The sequence below is a fragment of the Qipengyuania sp. ABI-127-1 genome (assembly GCA_022953095.1).
Classification (GTDB): Bacteria; Pseudomonadota; Alphaproteobacteria; order Sphingomonadales; family Sphingomonadaceae; genus Qipengyuania.
On the sequence record JALJCR010000003.1, the window covers coordinates 195,247 to 218,397 of the forward strand.

General features: G+C 63.5%; 24 protein-coding genes. 18 read left to right on the plus strand and 6 right to left on the minus strand.

Annotated features, from left to right (window positions below):
• Positions 1-22: 22 nt before the first annotated feature.
• The 4 genes from MUY37_RS13635 (at position 23) to ftsH (ending at position 5,752) form a co-directional block, all read left to right on the plus strand.
• Positions 23-1,960, plus strand: a complete 1,938-nt coding sequence (locus MUY37_RS13635) for a DUF3604 domain-containing protein (RefSeq protein WP_499195909.1) — start codon at positions 23-25, stop codon at positions 1,958-1,960.
• Positions 1,957-2,745: a peptidyl-prolyl cis-trans isomerase gene (locus tag MUY37_RS13640; protein ID WP_499195910.1), complete on the plus strand. Its 789-nt coding sequence runs from the start codon at positions 1,957-1,959 to the stop codon at positions 2,743-2,745. Before MUY37_RS13635 ends, MUY37_RS13640 begins: the two co-directional genes overlap by 4 nt.
• Positions 2,742-3,713, plus strand: coding sequence for a HupE/UreJ family protein (locus MUY37_RS13645; RefSeq protein ID WP_499195911.1), 972 nt, complete (start codon positions 2,742-2,744; stop codon positions 3,711-3,713). Before MUY37_RS13640 ends, MUY37_RS13645 begins: the two co-directional genes overlap by 4 nt.
• A gap of 80 nt (positions 3,714-3,793) precedes the next feature.
• Positions 3,794-5,752, plus strand: a complete 1,959-nt coding sequence (gene ftsH / locus MUY37_RS13650) for an ATP-dependent zinc metalloprotease FtsH (RefSeq protein WP_499195912.1) — start codon at positions 3,794-3,796, stop codon at positions 5,750-5,752.
• A gap of 60 nt (positions 5,753-5,812) precedes the next feature.
• Here the strand turns inward: ftsH and MUY37_RS13655 are convergent, their stop codons facing one another.
• A complete protein-coding gene (locus MUY37_RS13655; RefSeq protein ID WP_499195913.1) occupies positions 5,813-6,991 on the minus strand; it encodes a DUF3667 domain-containing protein in 1,179 nt (392 codons plus the stop codon).
• 105 nt (positions 6,992-7,096) lie between these two features.
• Positions 7,097-7,441 (minus strand): DNA-directed RNA polymerase subunit omega, encoded by a 345-nt coding sequence (rpoZ, locus tag MUY37_RS13660; protein WP_115415864.1) that lies wholly within the window; start codon positions 7,439-7,441, stop codon positions 7,097-7,099.
• Between the two features lie 113 nt (positions 7,442-7,554).
• On the opposite strand from rpoZ, the gene MUY37_RS13665 reads away from it, so the two are divergent.
• Positions 7,555-8,745, plus strand: coding sequence for a phospholipase D-like domain-containing protein (locus tag MUY37_RS13665; RefSeq protein ID WP_499195914.1), 1,191 nt, complete (start codon positions 7,555-7,557; stop codon positions 8,743-8,745).
• A 4-nt stretch (positions 8,746-8,749) separates the two neighbouring features.
• On the opposite strand, the gene MUY37_RS13670 is transcribed toward MUY37_RS13665, so the two are convergent.
• A complete protein-coding gene (locus MUY37_RS13670) occupies positions 8,750-10,270 on the minus strand; it encodes a replicative DNA helicase (RefSeq protein ID WP_499195915.1) in 1,521 nt (506 codons plus the stop codon).
• Positions 10,271-10,417: 147 nt separating this feature from the next.
• Between MUY37_RS13670 and MUY37_RS13675 the strand changes: the two genes are divergently transcribed.
• The 7 genes from MUY37_RS13675 (at position 10,418) to MUY37_RS13705 (ending at position 15,916) form a co-directional block, all read left to right on the plus strand.
• Positions 10,418-10,921 carry a UPF0262 family protein gene (locus tag MUY37_RS13675; protein WP_499195916.1) on the plus strand — a complete coding sequence of 168 codons (504 nt, stop codon included), beginning with the start codon at positions 10,418-10,420 and terminating at the stop codon, positions 10,919-10,921.
• A 10-nt stretch (positions 10,922-10,931) separates the two neighbouring features.
• The gene (locus tag MUY37_RS13680; protein WP_499195917.1) at positions 10,932-11,660 is read left to right on the plus strand and encodes a glycoside hydrolase family 25 protein; all 729 of its coding nucleotides are present in this window, start codon (positions 10,932-10,934) and stop codon (positions 11,658-11,660) included.
• 10 nt (positions 11,661-11,670) lie between these two features.
• A complete protein-coding gene (locus MUY37_RS13685) occupies positions 11,671-12,075 on the plus strand; it encodes a cytidine deaminase (protein ID WP_499195918.1) in 405 nt (134 codons plus the stop codon).
• Positions 12,072-13,091 carry a S66 peptidase family protein gene (locus MUY37_RS13690; protein WP_499195919.1) on the plus strand — a complete coding sequence of 340 codons (1,020 nt, stop codon included), beginning with the start codon at positions 12,072-12,074 and terminating at the stop codon, positions 13,089-13,091. The genes MUY37_RS13685 and MUY37_RS13690 overlap by 4 nt, the downstream gene beginning before the upstream one ends.
• Before the next feature lie 57 nt (positions 13,092-13,148).
• Positions 13,149-14,453, plus strand: a complete 1,305-nt coding sequence (locus MUY37_RS13695) for an amidohydrolase family protein (protein WP_499195920.1) — start codon at positions 13,149-13,151, stop codon at positions 14,451-14,453.
• Positions 14,450-15,670: an amidohydrolase family protein gene (locus MUY37_RS13700; RefSeq protein WP_499195921.1), complete on the plus strand. Its 1,221-nt coding sequence runs from the start codon at positions 14,450-14,452 to the stop codon at positions 15,668-15,670. The genes MUY37_RS13695 and MUY37_RS13700 overlap by 4 nt, the downstream gene beginning before the upstream one ends.
• 72 nt (positions 15,671-15,742) lie before the next feature.
• Positions 15,743-15,916: a hypothetical protein gene (locus tag MUY37_RS13705; RefSeq protein WP_174223721.1), complete on the plus strand. Its 174-nt coding sequence runs from the start codon at positions 15,743-15,745 to the stop codon at positions 15,914-15,916.
• Between the two features lie 4 nt (positions 15,917-15,920).
• Here the strand turns inward: MUY37_RS13705 and MUY37_RS13710 are convergent, their stop codons facing one another.
• From MUY37_RS13710 to MUY37_RS13720, 3 genes are read right to left on the minus strand one after another with little or no spacing between them, the layout of a single operon-like run.
• Complete coding sequence (locus tag MUY37_RS13710) at positions 15,921-16,277, minus strand: hypothetical protein (RefSeq protein ID WP_499195922.1); 357 nt, start codon at positions 16,275-16,277, stop codon at positions 15,921-15,923.
• A 45-nt stretch (positions 16,278-16,322) separates the two neighbouring features.
• The gene (locus tag MUY37_RS13715) at positions 16,323-17,462 is read right to left on the minus strand and encodes a M14 family metallopeptidase (protein WP_499195923.1); all 1,140 of its coding nucleotides are present in this window, start codon (positions 17,460-17,462) and stop codon (positions 16,323-16,325) included.
• Positions 17,459-18,064 (minus strand): DUF4136 domain-containing protein, encoded by a 606-nt coding sequence (locus MUY37_RS13720; RefSeq protein ID WP_499195924.1) that lies wholly within the window; start codon positions 18,062-18,064, stop codon positions 17,459-17,461. The genes MUY37_RS13715 and MUY37_RS13720 overlap by 4 nt, the downstream gene beginning before the upstream one ends.
• Positions 18,065-18,199: 135 nt before the next feature.
• Here MUY37_RS13720 and galE point away from each other — a divergent pair, with 135 nt between their 5' ends.
• The 6 genes from galE (at position 18,200) to tolB (ending at position 23,127) form a co-directional block, all read left to right on the plus strand.
• Positions 18,200-19,210 (plus strand): UDP-glucose 4-epimerase GalE, encoded by a 1,011-nt coding sequence (gene galE / locus MUY37_RS13725; protein ID WP_499195925.1) that lies wholly within the window; start codon positions 18,200-18,202, stop codon positions 19,208-19,210.
• A gap of 88 nt (positions 19,211-19,298) precedes the next feature.
• Positions 19,299-19,763, plus strand: a complete 465-nt coding sequence (locus MUY37_RS13730; protein ID WP_499195926.1) for a YbgC/FadM family acyl-CoA thioesterase — start codon at positions 19,299-19,301, stop codon at positions 19,761-19,763.
• Complete coding sequence (gene tolQ, locus MUY37_RS13735) at positions 19,760-20,458, plus strand: protein TolQ (protein WP_499195927.1); 699 nt, start codon at positions 19,760-19,762, stop codon at positions 20,456-20,458. The genes MUY37_RS13730 and tolQ overlap by 4 nt, the downstream gene beginning before the upstream one ends.
• Complete coding sequence (locus MUY37_RS13740; RefSeq protein ID WP_499195928.1) at positions 20,458-20,934, plus strand: ExbD/TolR family protein; 477 nt, start codon at positions 20,458-20,460, stop codon at positions 20,932-20,934. Before tolQ ends, MUY37_RS13740 begins: the two co-directional genes overlap by 1 nt.
• A gap of 10 nt (positions 20,935-20,944) precedes the next feature.
• Positions 20,945-21,748, plus strand: coding sequence for a cell envelope integrity protein TolA (gene tolA, locus MUY37_RS13745; RefSeq protein ID WP_499195929.1), 804 nt, complete (start codon positions 20,945-20,947; stop codon positions 21,746-21,748).
• Complete coding sequence (gene tolB / locus MUY37_RS13750; protein ID WP_499195930.1) at positions 21,703-23,127, plus strand: Tol-Pal system beta propeller repeat protein TolB; 1,425 nt, start codon at positions 21,703-21,705, stop codon at positions 23,125-23,127. Before tolA ends, tolB begins: the two co-directional genes overlap by 46 nt.
• Positions 23,128-23,151 lie beyond the last annotated feature (24 nt).

Below are 23,151 nucleotides of genomic sequence, written 5' to 3' on the forward strand. Positions count from 1 at the left end.
GCGTCGGGGTCGAGGGAGAGGGATGATGCGTACAGCTCTTTACGCGACCGTCGCGGTTTGGTTGCTCGGCGCCTGCTCGATGGGGCCGGGCGAACCGACGGAAGACCAGCGCGGGGACGGCACCGATACGATCGAACTCGCCGAATTTCCCGACCGGCCCTATTGGGGCGACACGCATCTTCATACCGATATCTCCGTTGATGCCTTTGGATTCGGTGTCAGGCTGGGGGCGGAAGAGGCGCTGAAATTCGCGCGCGGCGACAAGGTCACAGCCACGACCGGCATGGAGGCCCAGCTCGACCGGCCGCTCGATTTCCTTGTGATTTCGGACCACTCCGACGCCATGGGGGCGACGCGCCGCCTGTACGATGCACCGCGCATGCTGGTGCGCGATCCGACATTGCGCCGCTGGTACGATATGATGCACGAAAGCCCCGAGCAATCGACCCGCGCGGTGGCCGAACTCATCACGGCGGCGGCAAATGACGAGATACCCGAGGCTTTGCGCGACCCCGCCCGCCAGGCGGCTGCGACTCGCGAACTGTGGGACACCCACCTCGCCATGCTGGACCGGTACAACCGTCCCGGCGAATTCACGGCCTTTGCGGGGTTCGAATGGACGCTGATGCCCGATGGCAACAATCTCCACCGCGTGGTGATGTTCAGGGATGGCAGCGTGAAGACGGGACAAGTGGTGCCATTTCCCGGCCTCGATACGACACCCGAACAGCTATGGGATTATATGGAGGCCTATGAGGCCAATACCGGCGGACGTGTGCTGGCCATCCCGCATAATTCCAATCTGTCCAATGGCATGATGTTCGATCTGGTCGGACCCGATGGCGGGGCGATGGGTGCCGATTATGCCCGCCGCCGTGCGCGCTACGAGCCCGTGGTCGAGGCCACGCAGATCAAGGGCGACAGCGAAACGCATCCTTTCCTCTCCCCGAACGACGAGTTTGCCGCATTCGGCGTGGCGGGTTGGGAGCTGGGCAACCTTCCTCTAACCCGCCGCTCGACGCCCGAGATGTATGCGGGCAGCTATGTGCGCAGCGCGCTGCTGCGCGGATTGACGCTCGAACAGCAGATGGGAGTCAATCCCTATGCCTTCGGCCTGATCGGATCGACCGACAGCCATACCGCACTGGCGACGGGCGACGAGGACAATTTCTTCGGCAAGCACACCGGCAGCGAACCGCGCGCTCAGCGTGCCTTGGCTGCGCAAAACCTTGGAACACGGGAAGGGCGTTTTGGTTGGCACTATCTTGCCGGCGGTTACGCGGCGGCGTGGGCGCGAGGCAATACGCGCGCGGAAATCTTCGACGCCTTCATGCGGCGCGAAGTCTACGCGACCACTGGCCCGCGCATGGCCTTGCGCCTGTTCGCCGGGTTTGATTTTGTCGAGGACGATTGGGATGGCGACTGGGTCCGCACCGGCTATACGCGCGGCGTCCCGATGGGCGGCGATCTGGAAGATAGCGGCCGGGCGCCGGTATTCCTGATCTCCGCGCTGAAGGATCCCGACGGCGCCAATCTCGACCGGGTGCAGGTGATCAAGGGCTGGGTCGATGCCAACGGCCAGGCGCAGGAGCGCGTCTATGACGTGGCCTGGTCGGACATGGACGGCGAACGGCGCCGCGTCGGCGGCAAAGTACCCGCTGTGGGCGATACCGTGGTCCGGCGCGAGGCGACTTACGAGAACTCGATCGGCGCGGCGGAATTGCGCGCGACCTGGCGCGATCCCGACTATCGAGCGGGCCAGCGCGCCTTCTATTACGTGCGCGCGATTGAGATCCCGACGCCGAGCTGGGTCCTGTTCGATGCCAGGCGTTTCGGCTTCGACCTGCCGCCCGAAGTGGTCGAGGCGAACGTGATCCAGGAACGCGCCTATTCGTCGCCCGTCTGGCTGCGACCGCGCCGGGGGCCGGGCGATGCGCCGCGCATCATGGACGAGGGATGATCCGCACGCTGCTGCGCGATCCGCTCGCGCATTTCCTTCTTGCTGGGGCAGCCATCTGGGGCGCGCTCGCGCTGATCGGCGATCCGGTCGATCCGGCGAGCCGAACGATCGAGCTGTCGCGCGAGCGGCAGGCGGGGATCGCGCTGGGCTTCGAGCGGATGATGGGCCGCCCGCCGACCGATGCCGAAATGGACGCGGCCATTGCACGCTGGGTACGCGAGGAAGTGCTTTACCGCGAGGCGTTGCGGCTGGGTATCGACCAAGGCGATGCAGTCGTGCGGCGGCGGCTGGCGACCAAGATGGACGAGCTCGCCGGTGCGGAGGCGGAGGTCGTGCGGCCGACCGATGCGGTGCTCGATGAGTGGCTTGCCGACAATGCGGAACGCTATGCCGAGGGTCGCGCGGTTAGCTTCGCACAGGCTTTTTTCCCAAGCGAGAAGACCGCCCGTGACGCGCGCGGCGGGCTGGCTCCACCCCGGGGCACAGCGATAAGTCTGCCGAGGTCGGTCGACGCGATGGAGCTGGCCGAAGTCGAAGCGGTTTTCGGGCGGGAATTTGCGTCCGGGCTTTCCGCTCTCTCCGCCGATGAGACGTGGCAAGGGCCGGTCCGCTCGGGATTTGGCTGGCACCTCGTACGCCTCGACCGGCGGACGGCAGGAAGCGTACCGGCACTCGATGAAATCCGCGAACGGGTCGAGGCCGACTGGCGCAGCACGACCATCGCCGAGCGGCGCCAGCGCGCTTACGAAGTGCTGCGCGCCGCCTATACCGTCGAGGTCGAATGATCCGCTGGCTTGCCGCGCTGTGCCTGCTCGTGTTCAGCGCGCCCGCGCTGGCGGACGAGATGCGACCGGTCGCAATCCAGTTCGAGCAAATCGACGGAACCGATTGGCGGCTAGGCTGGCGCCAGCCGATCGCCAGTGCGGCGGACGACCGCATGGCGATGCCGCACCTGCCGGAGAATTGCCGTATCGAAGGAGACATCCAGCGCCGGATGGCGCCGCTTGCTGCTCACGGCAATGCACGTGTGACTTGCGACGGCACCGTTGCCGGTGAGTCGATCGGCTGGCCTGCCTTCCCCGGCCACGGCGAGGCGATCCTGCGGGTCGCGCCGCTGGATCGCGGCGTTCAGGTCCATCGCCTGACGCCCGAAGAACCCACGGCCATGATCGCCGCAAAGCCCTCTTCCGCGCAGGTCTGGCGCGGCTATTTCGTCATCGGCGTCGAGCACATCCTTGCCGGATGGGATCACCTGCTGTTCGTTATCGCGCTGGTCCTGCTCGTCGCGCGGCCCTGGCTGGTGGTGAAAGCGGCCACGGCCTTCACAGTGGCCCATTCGATCACGCTCGCGGCGGTCACGCTGGGCTTCGAAGGAATCCGGCAAAACGTCGTCGAGGCGCTGATCGCGCTGTCGATCGTATTCCTTGCCGTGGAAATCGCACGGGGCAGTCGCGATACGCTTACCCGCCGCTTGCCGTGGCTGGTCGCCTTCGCCTTTGGCCTGCTGCACGGTTTCGGTTTTGCCGGGGCCTTGCGCGAGATCGGTCTGCCGGAGGGCGAAGTGCCCGCCGCGCTGGTCAGCTTCAATCTGGGCGTGGAGGCGGGGCAATTGCTTGTCGTTGCCGCCGTCCTGCTACTCATGGAGTGGGTCGGGCGGCTGCGTCCGGATGCCAGACCGCAACTGATCCGGTTTTCCGCCTATGCGATCGGTATGACGGGCAGCTATTGGCTGATCGACCGGCTCGTCGCCTGAAAGCGGAATTTCCGTATAGCCCTGCAACTTGCCATTCCCCGGTTGCATCCTACATTATCGGCAGTGAAAGGACCCCGCGCATGAGCGATCAGAATTCCCCGACCGAGCCCGAGGGCAACGGGCCTAACCCTTGGGTCAAAAGCCTGATGATCTGGGGCGGCATTTTTCTTGCCCTGCTGATGGTCGTTTCGGTCTTCGGCGGCGGGTCGAGCGGCGCTGGTACGCAAATTCCCTATTCGGATTTCCGTGACAAGGTAGCCGAAGGTTCCGTCGCCAGCGTGCAGATTTCCGAAACGCAGATCGTGGGCGAGATGAAGAACGGCGAGCAGTTCTCGACCATTCCGGTGGCGAACGACGCCACGCTGCCGCAACTGCTGGAAGATAATGGGGTGCGCTATTCCGGCGTCGAAGCCGAAGGCGGGAATATCCTCCTTTATGCGTTGATCCAGATCCTGCCCTTCGTCCTGATCCTCGGCATCGCCTTCTTCGCTCTGCGTCAGGTCCAGAAGGGTGGCGGTGCGGGCGGCGCGATGGGCTTCGGCAAGTCCAAGGCGAAACTCTTGACCGAGCGCCAGGGCAAGGTGACGTTCGATGATGTCGCCGGCATCGACGAAGCGCGTGAGGAGCTGGAGGAGATCGTCGAATTCCTCAAGGATCCGCAGCGTTTCTCCAAGCTAGGCGGGCAGATACCAAAGGGCGCGCTCCTGGTCGGTTCGCCCGGTACCGGCAAAACCTTGCTTGCGCGCGCCATCGCGGGCGAAGCGGGCGTGCCTTTCTTCACGATTTCGGGTTCGGACTTCGTCGAAATGTTCGTCGGTGTCGGCGCGAGCCGCGTGCGCGACATGTTCGAGCAGGCCAAGAAAAATGCGCCTTGCATCCTGTTCATCGACGAAATCGACGCGGTCGGCCGTTCGCGCGGCCATGGCCTTGGCAATTCGAACGACGAGCGGGAGCAGACGCTCAACCAGTTGCTCGTCGAGATGGACGGGTTCGAGGCGAATGAGGGCATCATCATCATCGCCGCGACCAACCGCCCCGACGTCCTCGACCCGGCGCTGCTGCGCCCGGGCCGCTTCGACCGCCAGGTGGTGGTGCCGATCCCCGATATCGACGGGCGCGAGAAGATCCTCGCCGTACACATGAAGAAGGTGCCGCTAGCACCGGATGTGAACCCCCGCACGATCGCGCGCGGCACGCCGGGCTTTTCCGGCGCAGACCTCGCCAACCTCGTCAATGAGGCGGCTTTGCTGGCGGCGCGGCGGAACAAGCGTCTCGTCGCCATGCAGGAATTCGAGGACGCCAAGGACAAGGTCATGATGGGCGCCGAACGCCGCAGCATGGTCATGACCGAGGACGAGAAGAAGATGACCGCTTATCACGAGGCCGGCCATGCGCTGGTTTCGCTGAACGAGCCGGCATCCGACCCGATCCACAAGGCCACCATCATCCCGCGCGGCCGCGCGCTTGGCATGGTGATGCGCCTGCCCGAGCGGGATAACTATTCCTACCATCGCGACAAGATGCACGCGAACCTGGCTGTTGCCATGGGCGGCCGTGTGGCGGAAGAAATCATCTTCGGACACGACAAGGTATCCAGCGGAGCCAGCGGCGACATTCAATACGCCACCGATCTCGCGCGCAACATGGTCACTAAATGGGGCATGTCCGACAAGCTCGGCCCCCTGCAGTACGAGGCAAGTCAGGAAGGCTATCTCGGCATGGGCCAGACGGCGCGTACCATGTCGGGCGCGGAAACCAACAAGCTGATCGATGCGGAGATCAAACGGCTCGTCGAAGACGGCCTCGCCCGGGCGAAGGAAGTGCTCACCGAGCAGGAGGACAAGCTCCACCTGCTGGCTCAGGCGATGCTCGAATACGAAACGCTGACCGGCGACGAGATCGATCAGTTGATGAAGAACGGCAAGATCGACCGGCCCGACGAGCCCAAGGGGCCGATTGTTGTCAAACCGACGGCTGGTGCCGCCGTGCCCAAGGCCGGCAAGAAGTTCGACGGAGGCCCCGCGCCCCAGGGCGCGTAACGCCAGTCGTCGTTGCAGAATTGGGGCTGTCCGGCGATCCCGGACGGCCCTTTTTCTTGCTCAGTAGAGGTCGAGCAGCATCAGCAGCGATGTAAACAGGCCGAGGACGATTACTATCAGAATGCTGAGCACCGACAGGCGCCAGAAGGCCGAAAACCGCGATAGGCCATAGGTTCCGCGCAAGTGCTTGTAGATGTGGATCGGTGGAATCAGCAACGATCCCAAAGCCACTATACTGGTGGGCACGCCTGCCATTCCGCCCAATACGATGGCCAAAATCAGCAGCGTCATGAAGGCCAGCGAGTAGGTGACGAAAATGGCGTGGTCATAAGCGCGGAAGCGGCGTTTCCAGAAGAACAGCAGCCAGACGAAGGGGACCGATAGGGGAATGAGCAGCCAGCTGAATTTGTAAAAGCTGGTCTGCAGCTTGTAGAGCATCAGGCCGGGGTTTTGCTGCCACTTTTCGAGCCCCTTTTTCAGCCACCCGGCATTCGCGGAGTCGAGGTTCCAGTCCTCCTCGCTCGCTGTGACCTGGGCGAGGTCTTGCGAATCGGTGTTCGTCACGATCTGTGGCGATTGGCCTTGCGAGTGAATCGTCGGTTCTTCTTCGGCAGGCCCCTTGAGAAACGGCAGTTCCTGGCGCGCTTGCGCCACTGCGGCGAGCTGCCGTTCGAGCTCGGCGAGCTCTTCTTCGGCGCCCGCACGCTGGGCATGCCCCGTTTCGGGGTCGGCGATGCGCTCTGCCAGCGTGTCGCGTCGATTTTCGAGCCGCTCGACCTGCTCTCCGGCCAGTTCCCGCAATTGCGCATCGGTATCGCCGCGCAGGTCGGTGGGCGCACTGATGCCGGCGATCTGGAATACGGCGAACATCAGGAAGATAGAGAACAGGAACAGCGCCATTGGCGAAACGAAGCGTGCGCGTTCCCCATCGATATATCGCCGGGTAAGCTCGCCGGGCTTGAACAGCAGTTTGGGCAAGGTACGCCAGGTTTTGCTGTCGAAATGCACCGCGCCATGCGCGATATCGTGTATGAACGCGTTCAGCGTGCGATGCAGATGGGCCTTCTGGCCGCAGTGATGGCAATGTTCACCGACCAGTTGTGTGCCGCAATTGAGACAGGCGCCTTCGGCGAAATGCCCTTTTTCCAGCGGTGTGGGATGGCCAGGCTGTTCGGCAACCGCTTTGGCGTACAAGCTGCCCTCGACTGCCGTACCAAGCCCTTCAACACCGTCGCTCATCACGCCTCCTGTCGAGCCACAGAGTAGGGAAGACGGCCGCGATGTCGCAACGCAAAAGGCCGCCCCTTGGGCGGCCTTTCCACGGTTCGGCGATTTGCGCTCGGTTCAGCCGTCGTAATCGGCGCCGATCGAGGTCGAGCGAGTGGGTGCCGACGCGGTAATCCGCAGGGCCTCCGCCGACTGGCTGAGCGAGCCGACTTCATCGATCTCGTCATCATCGTCGGGCAGAATTTTCTGCAGATTGGTAACGGCCGCTTCCTTGAGATCCTTGGGCTTGATCGTCTGCTCGGCGATTTCGCGGAGGGCCACCACCGGGTTCTTGTCGCGATCACGGTCGAGGGTCAGCTCGGCGCCGCCCGAAATCTCGCGCGCCCGCTGGGCGGCCAGCAGAACGAGATCGAAACGGTTGGGGACCTTGTCTACGCAGTCTTCGACGGTAACGCGCGCCATGGGGCACTCCGATGCAAATCAAGTGATTCCGGGGAAGCGCGGCATTTAAGCCGGGGACGCACCATAGTCAAGGATTTGCACCGGGGAGCAAGCACGGATAAGCGGTCAAGTCGATGGCCGATGCCTATCCCGATACTGAATCTGCGGATCTTGCCCCTTGGCGGGAACTCGAGGCGTTCGAAGCGACCGCGCAGGGCCACCATTTCACGATTTTCCCGGCTGGTCTGCAACGACTCGACGCGCTGCTCGCAATGATCTCAGGCGCGCAGCGGTCGATCCGGGCGTTCTATTATATGTTCGTGGATGACGATACAGGACGACGAGTCCGTGATGCGCTGGCGCAAGCCGCGCGGCGCGGTGTGGATGTGGTCCTGCTGGTCGATGGTTTCGGTGAGGACGTGGAGGAGGGATTCTTTCAGCCATTGCTTGATGCAGGTGGTCGCTATCATCGCTTTTTGGCCAAATGGTCCCGGCGGGCTCTCATCCGAAATCACCAAAAACTGGTAGTGGTGGATGAAGATGTCGCGATGATCGGTGGTTTCAACATCGAACACGACTATTTCGAAACACCCGAGAATAATGGCTGGCATGATCTCGGCGTCAGGGTCACCGGCGATGCTGTCGCCCGGTTGATCGAATGGTTCGATGAGATCGAGGATTGGGTCTCGCGTCCGAATGCGCAGTTTCGTGCAATCATTCGCAAGGTCATGCGCTGGAAACCGGGCAATGGGCCGGTGCGGCTGCTAATCGGCGGCCCGACGAGAGGGCTGTCGAGCTGGGCCAAATGCGTGGCCGAGGATATCGAGCGCGCCGACAGGCTCGACATGGTCATGGCCTATTTTTCCCCGTCCAAACGGATGCTGCGGCGCATGGGCAAAATGGCTCAGCGCGGCGAAATGAACCTGATCATGGCGGGCAAATCGGACAATGGGGCGACTATCGGCGCGGCGCGTTCGCTCTATCATTATCTGCTCTCGCAAGGGGCGAGAATTTGGGAATTCCGGCCCAGCAAACTGCATATGAAGCTGCTTGTGGTGGACGATGCCGTCTATCTCGGCAGCGCCAATTTCGACATGCGCAGCCTGTATGTGAATCTGGAGTTGATGTTACGCGTTGAGGATGCCGGGTTCGCCGAAAGGATGCGCCGGTTCATTGCCGATCACCATCCAGGTTCCAAGGAAATCACCCCCGCTGCCCATCTGCGCAAGTCAACCCTGTGGAACCGCATCCGCTGGAACCTTAGCTGGTTTATCGTTGCCGTGGTCGATTACAATGTCGCCCGGCGGCTCAATCTCGGATTGTAGAGACTCATTCGTAATCTTCGTAATGCCGCACGTCGGGGCTGGAGAACTTGGTGATTTCGCTGTGGAACAGCAGCGGGACGTTGCCGGTCGACCCGTGGCGTTGCTTGGCGACGATCAGCGTGGCCTTGTTGACCAGTTCCAGATGCCGCGCTTCCCACTCGGCATATTTCATCCGCACCGCTTCCGACGAGGTCTCGTCGGGTGTGTCTGGCTTTGTTGCGTTGTGGTAATATTCGGCGCGGAAGATGAACCACACCATGTCGGCATCCTGTTCGATCGAGCCGGATTCGCGCAGGTCGGAAAGCTGGGGGCGTTTGTCTTCGCGCTGTTCCACCTGACGCGATAGCTGCGACAGTGCAATCACGGGGACATGCAACTCCTTGGCCAGGGTCTTCAGGCCACGACTGATCTCGGAAATTTCGTTCACACGGTTGTCACTCGCGCGGCCCGATCCCTGTAGCAGTTGCAGATAATCGACGATGACAAGGCCGATGTCGTGGCGTCGCTTGAGCCGGCGCGCCCGCGTCCGCAGCGCGCCAATGGTCAGCGCCGGAGTGTCGTCGATGTAGAGCGGCAGATCGGTAAGCTCCTGGCTGGCGAAGGATAGCCGCTGGAATTCCTCGCGGCTGAGCTTGCCAGAACGCAGCTTCTCGCTCGAAATCTCCGCCGTTTCGGCGAGGATACGCGTAGCGAGCTGGTCCGCGCTCATTTCGAGGCTGAAGAAGGCGACGCCCGCACCGGGCGACTTTTCCGGATCGATCCCGGCTTTTTCGTCGTCCATCCGCCGCCGCGCGGCATTGAAGGCGATATTGGTCGCGAGCGAGGTCTTGCCCATCGCCGGGCGGCCTGCGAGGATCACGAGGTCGGAATTGTGCAGGCCGGATGTCTTGTCGTTGATCGTGTCGAGCCCAGTGGTCTTGCCCGAGAACCGCCCGCCCGAATTCATCGCCGCCTGCACGACCTCCAGCGCGCCGAAGGCCGCCTTGCGGAAACTCTGCGCCTCATTGCCGGTGCTGGCGCCCTCTGCCACGCGGTAGAGGTCGGCCTCGGCCTGTTCGATCTTGCGCAGCGGCTCGACCTCGTCCGACGTGTCGAGCGCGCCTTCGACGAGGTTCCGCCCCACCGTGACCAGTTCGCGTAAGAGCGCGAGGTCGTAGATCTGCTCGGCCAGTTCGCGTGGGTGGAGTAAGCCCTGCCCGTCGGCGGTCAACTGCGCGAGATAGGTCGTTCCGCCCAGTTGCTTCAGCGCCTCGTCGCTCTCGAAATAGGGCTTGAGCGTTACGGGGGTAGCCACCGAATTGCGATCGAGCAGCTTGAGGACACGCTCGTAAATACGTTGGTGCACAGGCTCGTGGAAATGCTCCGCCATCAGCGGCGTCGTCAGCTCCTCGATCACCTTGTTGTCGATCAGGACTGCGCCGAGAAAGGCGGCCTCTGCTTCCAGGTTGGCAGGCAGTACGGGGCCTTTGGCCGGTTTCTCTGAAGTCGAATCATCTGCGGGAAAAAGGAGATCGGTATCGGCCATTCTCCCTAGATGCCTGTTGCGCCGCTTCAGTGGAAGGCACCGGGTCGGCGAAATTTTTCGATCGCCGGCTCTTGTCCTGTGGATAGTGGGGACACAGTTTCTCCCCTTGCCGCAACCTGCCTAACTCTGCGAAAGCAGCCTTCACGCATGACCGATTCCGCATCCTCTTCGGGCGACCACCGCATCGCGCATATCGAGCTCGACGAGGAGACGATCATCTGGCGCAATGCCGATATCGAGCAGGAACGCCGCATCGCGATTTTCGACCTGATCGAAGAAAACTGTTTCAAACCGCTGCGTGCGGTCGAACGCGGGGCGAACGGCCCCTATCGCCTGACGCTGGCGGTGCGCGACGGGCGCTTGCTGATGACCATTACCGATGAAAGCGAACGACTGCTCGAGGAGCTGCTGCTCGGTCTTGCCCGGTTCCGCAGGCCGATTCGCGAATATTTCGCCATTTGCGACAGCTATTACCAGGCCATCCGCAAGGCGACACCGATGGAAATCGAAACGATCGATATGGCGCGCCGTGGGGTTCACAATCGTGCGGCGGAGCTGCTGATGGAACGCCTGGAAGGCAAGATCGAGACCGACTTTGCCACTGCCCGCCGCCTGTTCACGCTGATTTGCGTGCTCCACATCAAGGGCTGAGGGGGCGCAAATGGCCAGGAACAACCGGCGCCGGAGAAAGTCCCGCCTCCCGAAGGCTCTTTCGCGTGGGGGCAAGCCAGTACTGGTCCTGCTGGTCGTTGCCGCAATCGGAGCTTCCTATGCCTGGCACGAAGGGCGCAATTGGCGGCCTGACGAAGCACTGTGGCCGGATCAGGGTGCCCTGATCGGTGCGGGCGATGGCGCGGTCGATTTCGATACAATCGCCGGGCTGGGCGCGAAATTCGTTTATCTCGAGGCGAGCGACGGGGCCGGGCGCACGGACATCGCTTTTGCGCAAAACTTCGCCCGCGCCCGCGCTGCGGGGCTGGAAGTCGGCGCGGCGCATCGTTTCGACCCTTGCGCTGTCGCCGATGGGCAGTCCGCCAATTACGTCACCATGGTGCCGCGGGACAGCGATCTTCTGCCCCCCGCCATCCTGCTTGAGACGACCGCTACAATTTGTCCCTCGCGCGTATCGAAAGCAGCCGTGCAGAGCGAACTGACGACGCTCGTCAACCAGATCGAGGCGCATAGCGGAAAGCCCGTGATCCTCGCACCGTTCGAGGAGTTCGAGGAAGCTTACGCCCCCTCGCGCCGATTCGACCGCCAGCTCTGGCTGACGCGTAGCTGGTTCGAACCCGACTACGCCACCCGCCCCTGGCTGATGTGGACCGCCAACCGCTGGTATCAGACCGAAGCGGCGCAGTCGCCGTTACGCTGGGTCGTGGTGCAGCCCTGAGGATATTGCCATGACCGACGAAGATCTTATTGCCGCTGCCCGGGACGCATCGCGCCATTCCTACTCGCCCTATTCGAACTTCGCCGTTGGCGCGGCGCTGCGCTTTGCCGATGGCAGTGTGGTGACGGGCAGCAATATCGAAAATGCCAGCTATGGCCTCGCGCTGTGTGCCGAAGCGGTGGCTGTGTCGAAAGCAATGGCGGATGGGGTGCGCGGCGGACTCGAAGCGGTCGCGGTAACCGGCCCGGGGACCGACCCGATCACGCCGTGCGGTCGGTGTCGTCAGGTGCTTAACGAACTAGCACAGCTCGGTGGGACCGATCCGGAAATTCTCTGTGTCGGAGCCGAGGAGGTCCGCAAGCTGCGACTTTCCGACCTGCTTCCCCACGCCTTCGGACCTGCGAGCCTGACATGATCGCGCGCCGCGCCGCGCTTGGTCTGATGGGCGGGCTGGCGGGGGCGGCGCTGATGCCGATCGCAGCGACTGCGAGGACCCCGCGCAAACCACCGCGCCTGCGCCAGGGCGACACGGTCGGCCTTGTGGCCCCCGCGAGTGCAGTGACGGTGCCTTACGAACTCGACCGGGCAATCCACTGGGTCGAAGGCATGGGCCTCGTTCCGAAGATCGGACGACACGTCGCGGATCAGGACGGATATCTGGCCGGAAGAGATATCGATCGGGCGGCGGACATCGATGCCATGTTCGCCGACCCCGAAGTCCGCGCCATTTTCGCGGTACGCGGCGGATGGGGCGGCGCGCGTATCCTGCCTCTTCTCGACTGGGCTTCGATCCGTACCACCCCCAAGCTGTTGATCGGCTACAGCGATACCACCGCGCTGCATCTGGCCATTGCGGCGCGCGCCGGATTCCCCACGCTACATGCGCCCAATGCCGCGAGCCGATGGGAGGCGGCGAGCTGGGAGAGCCTGTGGCATATTGCCTTTGCCGGCGCCACGCCGGTACTCGGCGGCGAGGACGTCGAGCGCGCTTCGGGCCGGGTGGCGCGCATACTGGTACCCGGGTCTACGCGCGGGCGGCTGCTGGGCGGGAACCTGACGATCCTCTCCACGCTGATGGCCACCGGCTGGCTACCTGCTTTCGACGGCGCGATCCTCTTCCTCGAAGATATCGGCGAGGAACCCTACCGTGTCGACCGCATGCTCCAGCACTTGAAGCTCGCGGGCATATTCGACCGGGTAAGCGGCGTCGTTTTCGGACAGTGCACGCGCTGCACCTCGCCCGACCCGGATTATGCGGGCTTTTTGCTGGACGATGTGATCGACCGGCATCTGGGTGGGCTCGATAAGCCGGTGATTGCCGGCTTCAACACCGGCCACGTGACCAACCAGCTTACATTGCCGGTCAATGTTCCGGTCGAACTCGATACCGCCTCGCGCACGCTGCGGATGCTCGAACCCGCAGTTGGCTGACCCTGCTTGCCTTTTCCATTCGGCGCGGTTTAAGCCTCGCCCTCGAGGGAGATTTTCATGACTGCTCGAACCTTACGCCGTGCAGCGCTCGCGGCTGGTGCCATCCTGGCTTGCGCGGCGAGCGGCGCCGGAGCGCAGGATCGCGCGACGGCTTTCACCGGCGCAACGATCCACACCATGGCGGGGCCGACCATCGAAAATGGCACGCTGGTTATCGAGGATGGCAGGATAGTGGCCGTGGGCGCCGATGTGGCCGTGCCTGCCGACGCCGACACTCGCGATGCCAGCGGCATGGTCATCATGCCGGGTATCGTCGATACGCATTCGCATATCGGTTCGGTCGCGGGGGCTGACCGATCTTCGCCCATCCAGCCTGATGTGCGCGCGATGGACGCGATCAATCCCAAGGATGCGAGCATCGCCAAGGCGCGGGCGGGCGGCGTCACCACCGCCAATGTCATGCCCGGTTCCGGCTGGCTGGTCAGCGGCCAGACCTTCTATATGCGGCTGCGCGAAGGCAACACGATCGAGGACATCGCCTGGTACTTTCCCGACGGGGCGGTCATGGGTGGACTCAAGATGGCCAATGGCACCAATCCGATTGGCAATACGCCAGGGTTTCCCGGCACGCGCGCCAAATCCGCGGCGCTTGCGCGGGCGGCCTTCGCCGAGGCGCAGAGCTATTGCAAAGGGGACCGCAAGAAGGTTGACCTCGGCAAGGAAGCACTCTGCGAAGTGCTGTCGGGCAGGCGGCTCGTCCATTTCCATACGCACCGCGCCGACGACATCATGACCGTGCTGCGGCTGCAGCGCGAGTTCGGATTCAAGGTGCTGATCCAGCACGGGATGGAAGCCTGGAAGGTCGCAGAGGAACTGGCGGCGGCGGGTATTCCCGTGTCGAACATCCTCGTCGACAGCCCGGGCGGCAAGCTGGAGGCGATGGAATCGCGGCTGGAGACGGCCGGAATTCTCGAACGTGCCGGGGTCCTCACCTCGCTCCATTCGGATGACGGGATCATCGACAGCCGCCTGATGTTCCGTCAGGCGGGCATCGCGGTGCGCGGCGGGATGAGCCGCGAAGGCGCGCTGCGGGCGCTGACGATCAACGGGGCGAAGCAGCTTGGGCTCGATGACCGGGTCGGCAGTCTTGAACCCGGCAAGGATGCCGATTTCCTGATCCTCGATGGCGATCCGCTGTCGGTTTACACCGACCTCATGGAAACCTGGGTCGAGGGACGAAAGCTCTTCGATCGCAGCACCGAAGAGGGCAGGCTGATGGCCGAGGGCGGTTATGGCGCGGGCAATCCGATGGAGCTTGCGCATCATCACTGGGAAGTCGCCGAAGCGGAGACCGCACAATGAACGCCCCTATCGCCAAACTCGCCGCGATCATGCTGGCGATCGCTCCCACCAGCCTTGCCGCGCAGGATATCGCGGTTCGCGCCGAAACCCTGCACACCATGGAAGGCGCCGCAATCGCGGACGGTGTGGTGGTTATCCGGGACGGCAAGATCGCCGCTGTCGGGCCTGCCGCCTCTACCGTGGTTCCCGACGGTCTCGAAGTTCTCACTGCCACGGTCGCGACGCCCGGTTTCGTCGATGCGCGTACGGTGGTGGGCCTCGCGGGGTTCATGAACCAAGCGCACGACCAGGACCAGCTCGATACCGGCTCTCCGCTTCAGCCGCATCTGCGGGCCATCGATGGATACAATCCGGATGAGGATCTGGTCGATTGGTTGCGCGGTTTCGGGGTGACGACGATCCATACGGGACACGGCCCTGGGGCCGTGGTTTCAGGCCAGACGATGGTCGCCAAGACATGGGCGAAGACTGCCGATGCAGCGGTGATCGTTCCGCGCGCTATGATCGCGGCCAATCTGGGGGCCAATGCGCTCGACCGCGAGAAGGGGCCTGGAACGCGGCCCAAGCAGATCGCTCTCCTTCGTTCCGCGCTCACCGCGGCCCGCACACCCAAACCGCCCCGCAACGGTGCGGACAAGGACGATGCGGAGACCTTCGAAAAGCTCGATGCGAGGGTATGGAAGGATGTCCTCGCCCGCCGCGTGCCGCTGATGATTACCGCCAACCGCGCTCAGGACATCATGTCGGCCCTGCGGTTGAAGGAAGAGTTCGACATCGACGTGGTGATCGATGGCGGGGCGGAAAGCTATCTCCTGATCGACGAACTGCGCGATGCGGGCGTCACCGTTATTCTGCACCCGACCATGGCGCGTCATTATGGCGATATGGAAAATGCCAGCTTCGCCACCGCCGCCAAGCTGCGCAATGCGGGTATCCCTTTCGCCCTGCAGTCCGGCTATGAAGGATATGTTCCCAAGACGCGCGTCATTCTGTGGGAAGCAGGGTGGGCGGCTGCCAACGGCCTGTCACCAGAAGCCGCCCTGGGAACGATCACGTCGGATGCGGCCAGGGCAATCGGGGTCGATGATCGCGTGGGCTCGCTAAAGGTCGGCAAGGATGGCGATGTGGTGCTGTTCGACGGCGATCCGCTCGAATACACCAGCCACGTCACGGGTGTGGTAATCGAAGGCCGGGTGGCGAGCCGCGAGAAGCGCTGATAGCGGGCTTCCCGTTAACCGCTTTTTGAGTGGAATCGCGCTATTGCGGGTGTGTCAGGAGACATACCCAAGATGAAATTCGTTGCCCTTGAATCGCGTGGCGGTAACTATCTCGTGGTCGCTTCGAACGTGGCCTGGCTGCGTGCGGCGGAGAACGGTCAGACAAGTGTCGGCATTGTCGGCGGCCAGCCTTTGCTGGTTACCGGAACCGTAGAGCAGGTCGCGCAAAAAATTCTGGCAGGTTGATCGGTCAGTTTTCGTAACAGCGAATCCACCGCTTCGCGCCCTGCCATTCTACCGTGCCGTCATAGCGGTCCTCATTGTATCTGGCGCGGAGCGTGACCAGCGTCTCGAGCGCGTTCGCGTCGGTCAGCAACAGGCGCAGTTCTTCGTCATCGAGCCACCATTGAGGGGCGTTGACGGGAATGGTCCTACCCTTGGCGCGTAACTGCGTGGAGATGATCGGCGCGCCGGGCACATGGCCGATCCCCACCGCTATCTCGAGATCGCTGCCATCCGCAGTGCGACATATATACCCGCCGGTCGCTTGCGCCGGGGCGGCCAGCGCAAGCGAAAAGGCGGCTGCGAGGAAGAGAGATTTTCGCATCCCGGGGGCGATACGCAATAGCTGCTGAACGGCTGCTGGCCGCGATCAGCCTTCGCGCGTCTCCATCCATTCAAGCAATGCCGCGAGGCAATCGCGCGCGAGCAGTTTGCAGCGTTCGGGGCTCCAGCCCTGTTCGGGCTCGGGGCTGGCCGGATTGTCCTTGTAGGGCATTTCCAGCGTCATCGCGGTCGCGCCGAAGCGCTCGGCCACCTGGTTGGTGCTCATCGACAGGTTCGCCTTGCCGGGCGCCGCCTTGGTGTAGCCCTGCTCGGTCTGGAAGTCCGGCGTCCGACGGTCGAGGATCGCCTCGTAGCGATAGTAGCGATTGCCCTGTTCCTCGGTCCAGCCGGGGATGCCTTCATAGCCAGCAAGGAAGCTGACGGGAATAGCCTCGTCGCCATGCACGTCCATTGCGAAATCGACGCCGGTCTCGTCCATCCGGTTGCGGATTGCGAGCACTTCGGGCGATTTCTCGGCGGTCGGCTCGGCCCATTCGCGATTGAGATTGGTGCCCGCCGCATTGACGCGCAGATTGCCGCGTGTCGATCCGTCGGGGTTGCAATTGGGCACGATGTGCAGGCGGCAACGCTTGCGCAATTCGCGGCCCACGCTGTCGGCGGGATCGGTCAGCACTTCGAGCGCGCCCTCCATCCACCATTCGGCCTGCGTCTCGCCCGGATGCTGGCGGGCATAAAGCCATACCTTGAATTCACCTTCGCCCATTTCGAGGCTGTCGAGCGGCTGCCCGTCGAGCGTGGTGCCGAGCTGGACGTAGTCGACGCCTTCCGATGCGGCGGCCTCGGCGATCAGATCGTGGTGGCGCTCCATCGAATAGGGCGCGAAATAGGCGAACCACGCGATGTCGCTTGCCGGGGTGTAGCGGATCGTCAGCGTGCCGCCATGTTCGTTATTATCGTAGGTCGAAGCGGCACGGCCCCAATAGTCGCGGTCTTCCGATACGCAGCTATCATAGCCGGGCCAGCCGCCCGGATAGGCACTTTCCTCGAGACCCGTGATCTTGAGAACGAGTTCCCGCCCCGCCGCGCCCGAAACGCGGAAATGGTACCATTGCTTGAATTCGCTGCTTGTGTCTTTCGGGATCGCCAGCATGGCACTGGCGCCGTCCACCGACAGGACTTCGATATTGCCACTGTCGAAGGCGGAATCGATCCGGATATCGCTCACTCGCTAACCTCTACTTCTATCGTTTCGCCATTGTTGCCGGGAAATTCCCGGAACAGCGCGGAGGCGACCGTCTGAGCGTTCGCCGATCCGCGTGCAAGGGGTGAATTTTCGGGCGGCTGGAAATCGGCGCGGCCTTCCCAGATGCTCTGGCCGCTGGCCTTGTCGCGAATGGTCACGGCAAGCTCCGTGCCGAGACGATCCTTCGGCCCGCCTCCCAGATTGATGCCAATGCCCACACCGACGCCCGAGCCGTAACTGCCGGTCGATCCGCCGACCCCGACGCTGACTGGGTTGCGCCTGCCAGCGCTGCCGATGACATATCTCTCGAGCGAGATCTGGGCGATCTGGCCCGCGCTGCCCCGGTCGCTTTCCACATAGCCGAGGCGCCGCAGTTCGTCGGCGACCGCTGCCTTGTAGGGCGCCAGCGCAAGACTGTCTTCTTGAACACCCGCAGCAGTTTCAACGAAGATGCGTCCCTGGCCTAGCTGTGCCATGCGGTCGGGCGCGACGAAGCGGGTCACTTCAACCGGGCCGGGCGGAGTGGTGCAAGCGGCCAGCGTCAGGGCTGCAGTAATGCCTAGGGCGAGGGGAAGCGGTTTCATGGTCAGCGATCCTTCTTGCGTGTTGAGCCCGATTGCTTGCCCTGACAACGCATGGGCAAACAATTCCGCACCGGAAGGCGTTTCCACGCGCGTTAGGGCGTTGCCGTTACCAATTGGTATGTTACTGCGCAGACCATGAGCGATACGAGCAAAGTGCCCGTGCTGGTTACCGGCGGGGCAGGGTATATCGGCAGCCATGCGGTGCTCGCCCTGCGCGATGCAGGCTGGCCGGTGGCCGTGATCGACAATCTGTCGACCGGCTTCGCCTTCGCCGTGCCCGACGATGTGCCGCTCTATGAAGGGGATATTGCCGACACCATCCTGCTCGAACAGATCTTCGCGGAGCAGGGGATCAAGGCGATCATGCATTTCGCTGGATCGATCATCGTGCCCGAATCGGTCGAGAACCCGCTGAAATATTACGACAACAACACGGTGAGGAGCCGCGCGCTTATCGAGGCGGCGGTCGCGGGCGGGGTCGAGCATTTCATCTTCAGTTCGACCGCCGCGACTTACGGTACGCCGGAAACCTCGCCCGTTTCCGAGGACAGCCCCAAGCGCCCGATCAATCCCTATGGCTGGTCGAAGCTGATGACCGAGCAGATGCTGTCCGATGCCAGCGCGGCGCATGGGTTCAATTTCTGTGCGCTCAGATATTTCAATGTCGCGGGCGCCGATCCGCAGGCCCGGACCGGCCAGTCCACTGCCGGAGCCACGCATCTGATCAAGGTCGCCTGCGAAGCGGCCACAGGAAAGCGCGACAGCGTGGCGGTGTTCGGCACCGATTACGACACGCCCGACGGCACCGGCGTGCGCGACTATATCCATGTCAGCGATCTGGCGAATGCGCATCTGCTTGCGCTCGAAGCGCTGATCGAACAGCCCGGTCGCTCGCTGACGATGAATTGCGGCTATGGGCGCGGCTTCTCGGTGCTCGAAGTGCTCGACGCGGTGGACCGGGTGACCAACCAGACGATCGCCCGCCGGATGGAGCCACGCCGGGCGGGCGACCCGGCAGAGCTCGTTTCCGACCCTTCGCGGATACGCGAAACGCTGCCGTGGCGGCCCAAGCATGCCGATCTCGGCGATATCATCGCGCATGCATTGCAATGGGAGCGCAAGCTGTCCGAATTGCGCGGCGAGTGACGCAGCGCCGGTTGGTCGCTCGAAAACGGCGGTTCGTCGTTCAGCATTGCCGCCGGACTCGCGGCTCGTCTAGAGGGCGCGCTTGCCTATGACCTTGCCCTCTTTCCCCGATGGAACGCTCGATGGCGACCGGCATCTTTATGCCGTGCGCGTCTATTACGAGGATACCGACCTCTCGGGCATCACCTATCACGCCAATTACCTGCGCTGGTTCGAACGCGCGCGGAGCGATTTGCTGCGCCGCCTCGAGATAGACCAGCGCGCGGCGATCGAGGCGGGCGAGGGTGCCTATGCGGTATCGGAAATCAACCTGAAGTATCTGCGCCCAGCGCGGCTCGACGATGATGTGCTGATCGAGACGCGCTGCAACGAGATGCGCGCCGCTTCGTGCAGAATGCACCAGCTTGCGTTCAGGTTGGCAGGTGAAGAGCGCGAGTTACTTGCCGAGGCACATTTGCGCGTCGGCTTCGTTTCACCCGAAGGCAGGCCCAAACGCCAGCCGGAGGAATGGCGCGCGGCCTTCGCGCGGTTTGTCGGGCAAGGGGATTCATGAGTTCGCTATCACTTCTCGCCGCCGGGGCACCGACCCGGCTTGATCCGATCCAGCTTTTCCTCGACGCCGATATCGTCGTTCAGCTGGTCATGGCCGGGCTGCTCGTCGCCAGCATCTGGGTGTGGATGATCATCGTCAGCTTCAGCTTGCGGATGAAGAAGCTGCGCAGCCGGACGATCGATTACGAGAACGAGTTCTGGCAGGCGGAAAATTTCGACCGTTTCACGTCCGAACGCGGCAGTAAAGACATCCCCGCCGCACGCGTGGCGCAGGCGGCCGTGGCCGAATATCGCCGTTCGACCAAGACCACCGTCCGCGACCCGGAGGCGCTGCGCGGCCGGATTGCGGTGGCCATGGACAGCCAGATCGCGCTCGAAGCCGACGATATCGCCGAGCGGCTCAACTTCCTCGCCACGGTCGGCTCGGTTGCCCCATTTGTGGGGCTGTTCGGAACCGTCTGGGGCATCATGAACAGCTTTTTCCAGATCGGCGCGCAGGAAAGCTCCTCGCTTGCGGTCGTCGCGCCGGGCATTTCGGAAGCGCTGTTCGCGACTGCCATCGGCCTGTTCGCCGCTATCCCGGCGGTGATCGCCTACAATCGCTTCAGCCACCGCGTCGATCGCTACGAAGCGCGGCTGCAGCGTTTCGCCGACAAGCTCAACGCGACCTTCAGCCGCCAGCTTGAGGCGCGCTGATGGCGATGGGGCTTGCCTCTTCGCGGGCGATACGACGCGGACGCGGCGGGCGGCGTCGTCCGATGAGCGAGATCAACGTCACGCCCTTTGTCGACGTGATGCTCGTGCTGCTGATTATCTTCATGGTCACCGCCCCGCTGCTGACCGCCGGAGTGCCGATCGATCTGCCCGACAGCCGGGCAGCGCAACTGCCCGATGAACAGCAGCAGGTGACGATCACCATCGACCGCGCCGGCTATGTCTATATCGACGATGTGGAGGTGCCCGTCGGCGGGCTGCCGCAAGCGCTCGAAAGCCTGCCGCGGAGCGGAGGCGAGGGGCCGGACATTACGCTGCGGGCCGACAAGGCGCTCGACTATGGCCGAGTCATGGCGGTGATGGGCGAACTCAATCGCGCAGGCCTCAACCGCATTTCACTGATTACCAACAGCGCCGCACCGGCACCGCTCAACGCCGGTTCATCGGACGAGGAATAGCCTCGGCGTCATGGAGAGAACGGGCATCAGGGCAGAGGAGCGGACCGGACTGATCGTCGCGGTCGTGCTGCATCTTGCGCTGTTCGGCCTGCTGGTCGTGCAGGGGCTGTTCCCGGCCCCGGCGATCGATCCGCCGCATCGCATGACGGTCAGCCTCGCCGAAGATGTCGGGCTCGCCGCGACCGCGCCCGATCCGGTCGCCGAAAGCCGTGCCTCGACCGCGCCGACCATGGATATCAACCCGGCTCCCGCGCCTGAGCAGGAAGCGCCGACCCCGCCGCAGGTCGAGCGTCCCGCGCCGCAAGTCCAGTCTCCGGTGCCCGCACCCAATTCGGCCGCCGACACCCGTCCGCGCCGCCGCCCCGATCCCCCGCGTACGCAAAGCCAGCCGCAGAGCAGCCAGCGCAGCGGCGGCTCGCGCCTGGGCGACAATTTCCTCGACGGTGCCGGCGACAGCACCCGTACGAGCGAAACGCGTATCCCGGCCTCGCGGATCGGTAACAGCGCCAAGGCGTCGCTTTTCCAGGCAGTCGCTCGTCAATTGCGCCCGCACTGGCAGCCGCCGAGCGGCCCCGAGGTCGAGAAGATCGTTACCAAAGTCCGCTTCCGCCTCAATCCCGACGGCACGCTCGCCGGTGCGCCAAGCGTTGCGGGGCAGCGCGGCGTGAACGCCACCAACCGCGCGCAGGCCGGACGCCATGGCGAACAGGCCATCCGTGCGGTACAACTGGCTGCCCCCTTCGACCTGCCCGACGAATACTACGAGGCATGGAAACTCATCACCGTGGATTTCGACTGGAGATTGGCCCAGTGAAGTATGTTCTGATTGCCGCCGCGGCCCTCGTCGCTGCCCCCCTTGCCGCCCAGAACCAGGATCTCGGCCAACCCATCCCTGAGGGTGGAGAAGTCGAGACGATCGAAGAGAGCGAGGGTCTCTCGGGCTCGGTCAGCTTCGAAGGCAATCTCGACGATCTCGGGATCGCCATTCCGGGCTTCGCGACCGATCGCGATGTGGCGACACCCGCGAGTTCATCGGGCACCGCGGCGCTGGGCAAGGAACTGGCGCGGGTCATCACGGCCGATTTGCGCAATAACGGCCTGTTCAAGCCGACCGGCCCCGATGCGCTGCCGCAGCCCTCCTTCGGTGAAATCACGTCACCCAACTGGCCGACCTGGTCCAACCGCGGCGCGGAAATGCTGGTTCATGGCTATGTTCGTGGCCGCGGCGACGACCGCCTGACGGTCGGTTGCTATCTCTACGACATGGCGCTGCAGCAGGAGCTGGTGCGTGAGGGCTGGGTTGTGCCGCCTGCCGACTGGCGCCGCGCCGCGCATAAATGCGCCGATCTGATCTATTCGCGCCTGACCGGCGAGAGCCCGTTCTTCGACAGCCGTATCGCCTATATCGCCGAGACGGGTCCGAAGGATAACCGCTCCAAGCGCCTCGCGATCATGGACAGTGACGGGGCCAATCACCGCTTCATCACCACGGGCCGTTCGACTGCGCTGACCCCGCGCTATTCGCCCGATTACAAGAAGCTGTCCTATTTGAGCTATGTCGACGGCAATCCGCGTATCTATGTCTATGACATCGGTACGGGGCGCCAGACGCTGGTGACGCAAAGCGCCAATCCGACCTTCGCGCCGCGCTGGAGCCCCGATGGGCGCTGGCTGCTCTATTCGATGGCGGTCAACGGGAATACCGACATCTACCGCGTGTCTTCCAGCGGAGGAGAGCCGGTTCGGCTGACCGATACGCCCGGGATCGACATCGGCGGGTCCTACTCGCCTGACGGTGGCCGCATCGTCTTTGAAAGCGATCGCTCCGGCGCGCAGCAATGTTATGTGATGAATGCCGATGGTTCGAACCAGCGCCGCATCAGCTTCGGCGGCAGCCGGTGCGCGACGCCCGAGTGGAGCCCGCGCGGTGACCAGATCGCCTTCACCAATGCGAGCTCATTCAACATTTCGGTGATGACGCCGTCGGGCGGTAATGTCCGGACACTGACCAGTGGCTGGCAGGACGAAGCGCCGACCTGGGCGCCCAATGGCCGGATCATCCAGTTCTTCCGGACCGAGCGCAACAGCGGCAAGACCTCGCTTTGGCAGGTCGATCTCACGGGCGACAATCTGCGCCGTTTGCCGACGCCGGTCGATGCGTCCGACCCGGCCTGGGGACCGATTTTGCCGTAACTGCATTGGATTGAACAGGGGACG

Coding starts and splice junctions, on each gene's coding strand:
- MUY37_RS13635 (WP_499195909.1), top strand. CDS start 23: ATGATGCGTACAGCTCTTTACGCGACCGTCGCGGTTTGGTTGCTCGGC.
- MUY37_RS13640 (WP_499195910.1), top strand. CDS start 1,957: ATGATCCGCACGCTGCTGCGCGATCCGCTCGCGCATTTCCTTCTTGCT.
- MUY37_RS13645 (WP_499195911.1), top strand. CDS start 2,742: ATGATCCGCTGGCTTGCCGCGCTGTGCCTGCTCGTGTTCAGCGCGCCC.
- ftsH (WP_499195912.1), top strand. CDS start 3,794: ATGAGCGATCAGAATTCCCCGACCGAGCCCGAGGGCAACGGGCCTAAC.
- MUY37_RS13655 (WP_499195913.1), bottom strand. CDS start 6,991: ATGAGCGACGGTGTTGAAGGGCTTGGTACGGCAGTCGAGGGCAGCTTG.
- rpoZ (WP_115415864.1), bottom strand. CDS start 7,441: ATGGCGCGCGTTACCGTCGAAGACTGCGTAGACAAGGTCCCCAACCGT.
- MUY37_RS13665 (WP_499195914.1), top strand. CDS start 7,555: ATGGCCGATGCCTATCCCGATACTGAATCTGCGGATCTTGCCCCTTGG.
- MUY37_RS13670 (WP_499195915.1), bottom strand. CDS start 10,270: ATGGCCGATACCGATCTCCTTTTTCCCGCAGATGATTCGACTTCAGAG.
- MUY37_RS13675 (WP_499195916.1), top strand. CDS start 10,418: ATGACCGATTCCGCATCCTCTTCGGGCGACCACCGCATCGCGCATATC.
- MUY37_RS13680 (WP_499195917.1), top strand. CDS start 10,932: ATGGCCAGGAACAACCGGCGCCGGAGAAAGTCCCGCCTCCCGAAGGCT.
- MUY37_RS13685 (WP_499195918.1), top strand. CDS start 11,671: ATGACCGACGAAGATCTTATTGCCGCTGCCCGGGACGCATCGCGCCAT.
- MUY37_RS13690 (WP_499195919.1), top strand. CDS start 12,072: ATGATCGCGCGCCGCGCCGCGCTTGGTCTGATGGGCGGGCTGGCGGGG.
- MUY37_RS13695 (WP_499195920.1), top strand. CDS start 13,149: ATGACTGCTCGAACCTTACGCCGTGCAGCGCTCGCGGCTGGTGCCATC.
- MUY37_RS13700 (WP_499195921.1), top strand. CDS start 14,450: ATGAACGCCCCTATCGCCAAACTCGCCGCGATCATGCTGGCGATCGCT.
- MUY37_RS13705 (WP_174223721.1), top strand. CDS start 15,743: ATGAAATTCGTTGCCCTTGAATCGCGTGGCGGTAACTATCTCGTGGTC.
- MUY37_RS13710 (WP_499195922.1), bottom strand. CDS start 16,277: ATGCGAAAATCTCTCTTCCTCGCAGCCGCCTTTTCGCTTGCGCTGGCC.
- MUY37_RS13720 (WP_499195924.1), bottom strand. CDS start 18,064: ATGAAACCGCTTCCCCTCGCCCTAGGCATTACTGCAGCCCTGACGCTG.
- galE (WP_499195925.1), top strand. CDS start 18,200: ATGAGCGATACGAGCAAAGTGCCCGTGCTGGTTACCGGCGGGGCAGGG.
- MUY37_RS13730 (WP_499195926.1), top strand. CDS start 19,299: ATGACCTTGCCCTCTTTCCCCGATGGAACGCTCGATGGCGACCGGCAT.
- tolQ (WP_499195927.1), top strand. CDS start 19,760: ATGAGTTCGCTATCACTTCTCGCCGCCGGGGCACCGACCCGGCTTGAT.
- MUY37_RS13740 (WP_499195928.1), top strand. CDS start 20,458: ATGGCGATGGGGCTTGCCTCTTCGCGGGCGATACGACGCGGACGCGGC.
- tolA (WP_499195929.1), top strand. CDS start 20,945: ATGGAGAGAACGGGCATCAGGGCAGAGGAGCGGACCGGACTGATCGTC.
- tolB (WP_499195930.1), top strand. CDS start 21,703: ATGGAAACTCATCACCGTGGATTTCGACTGGAGATTGGCCCAGTGAAG.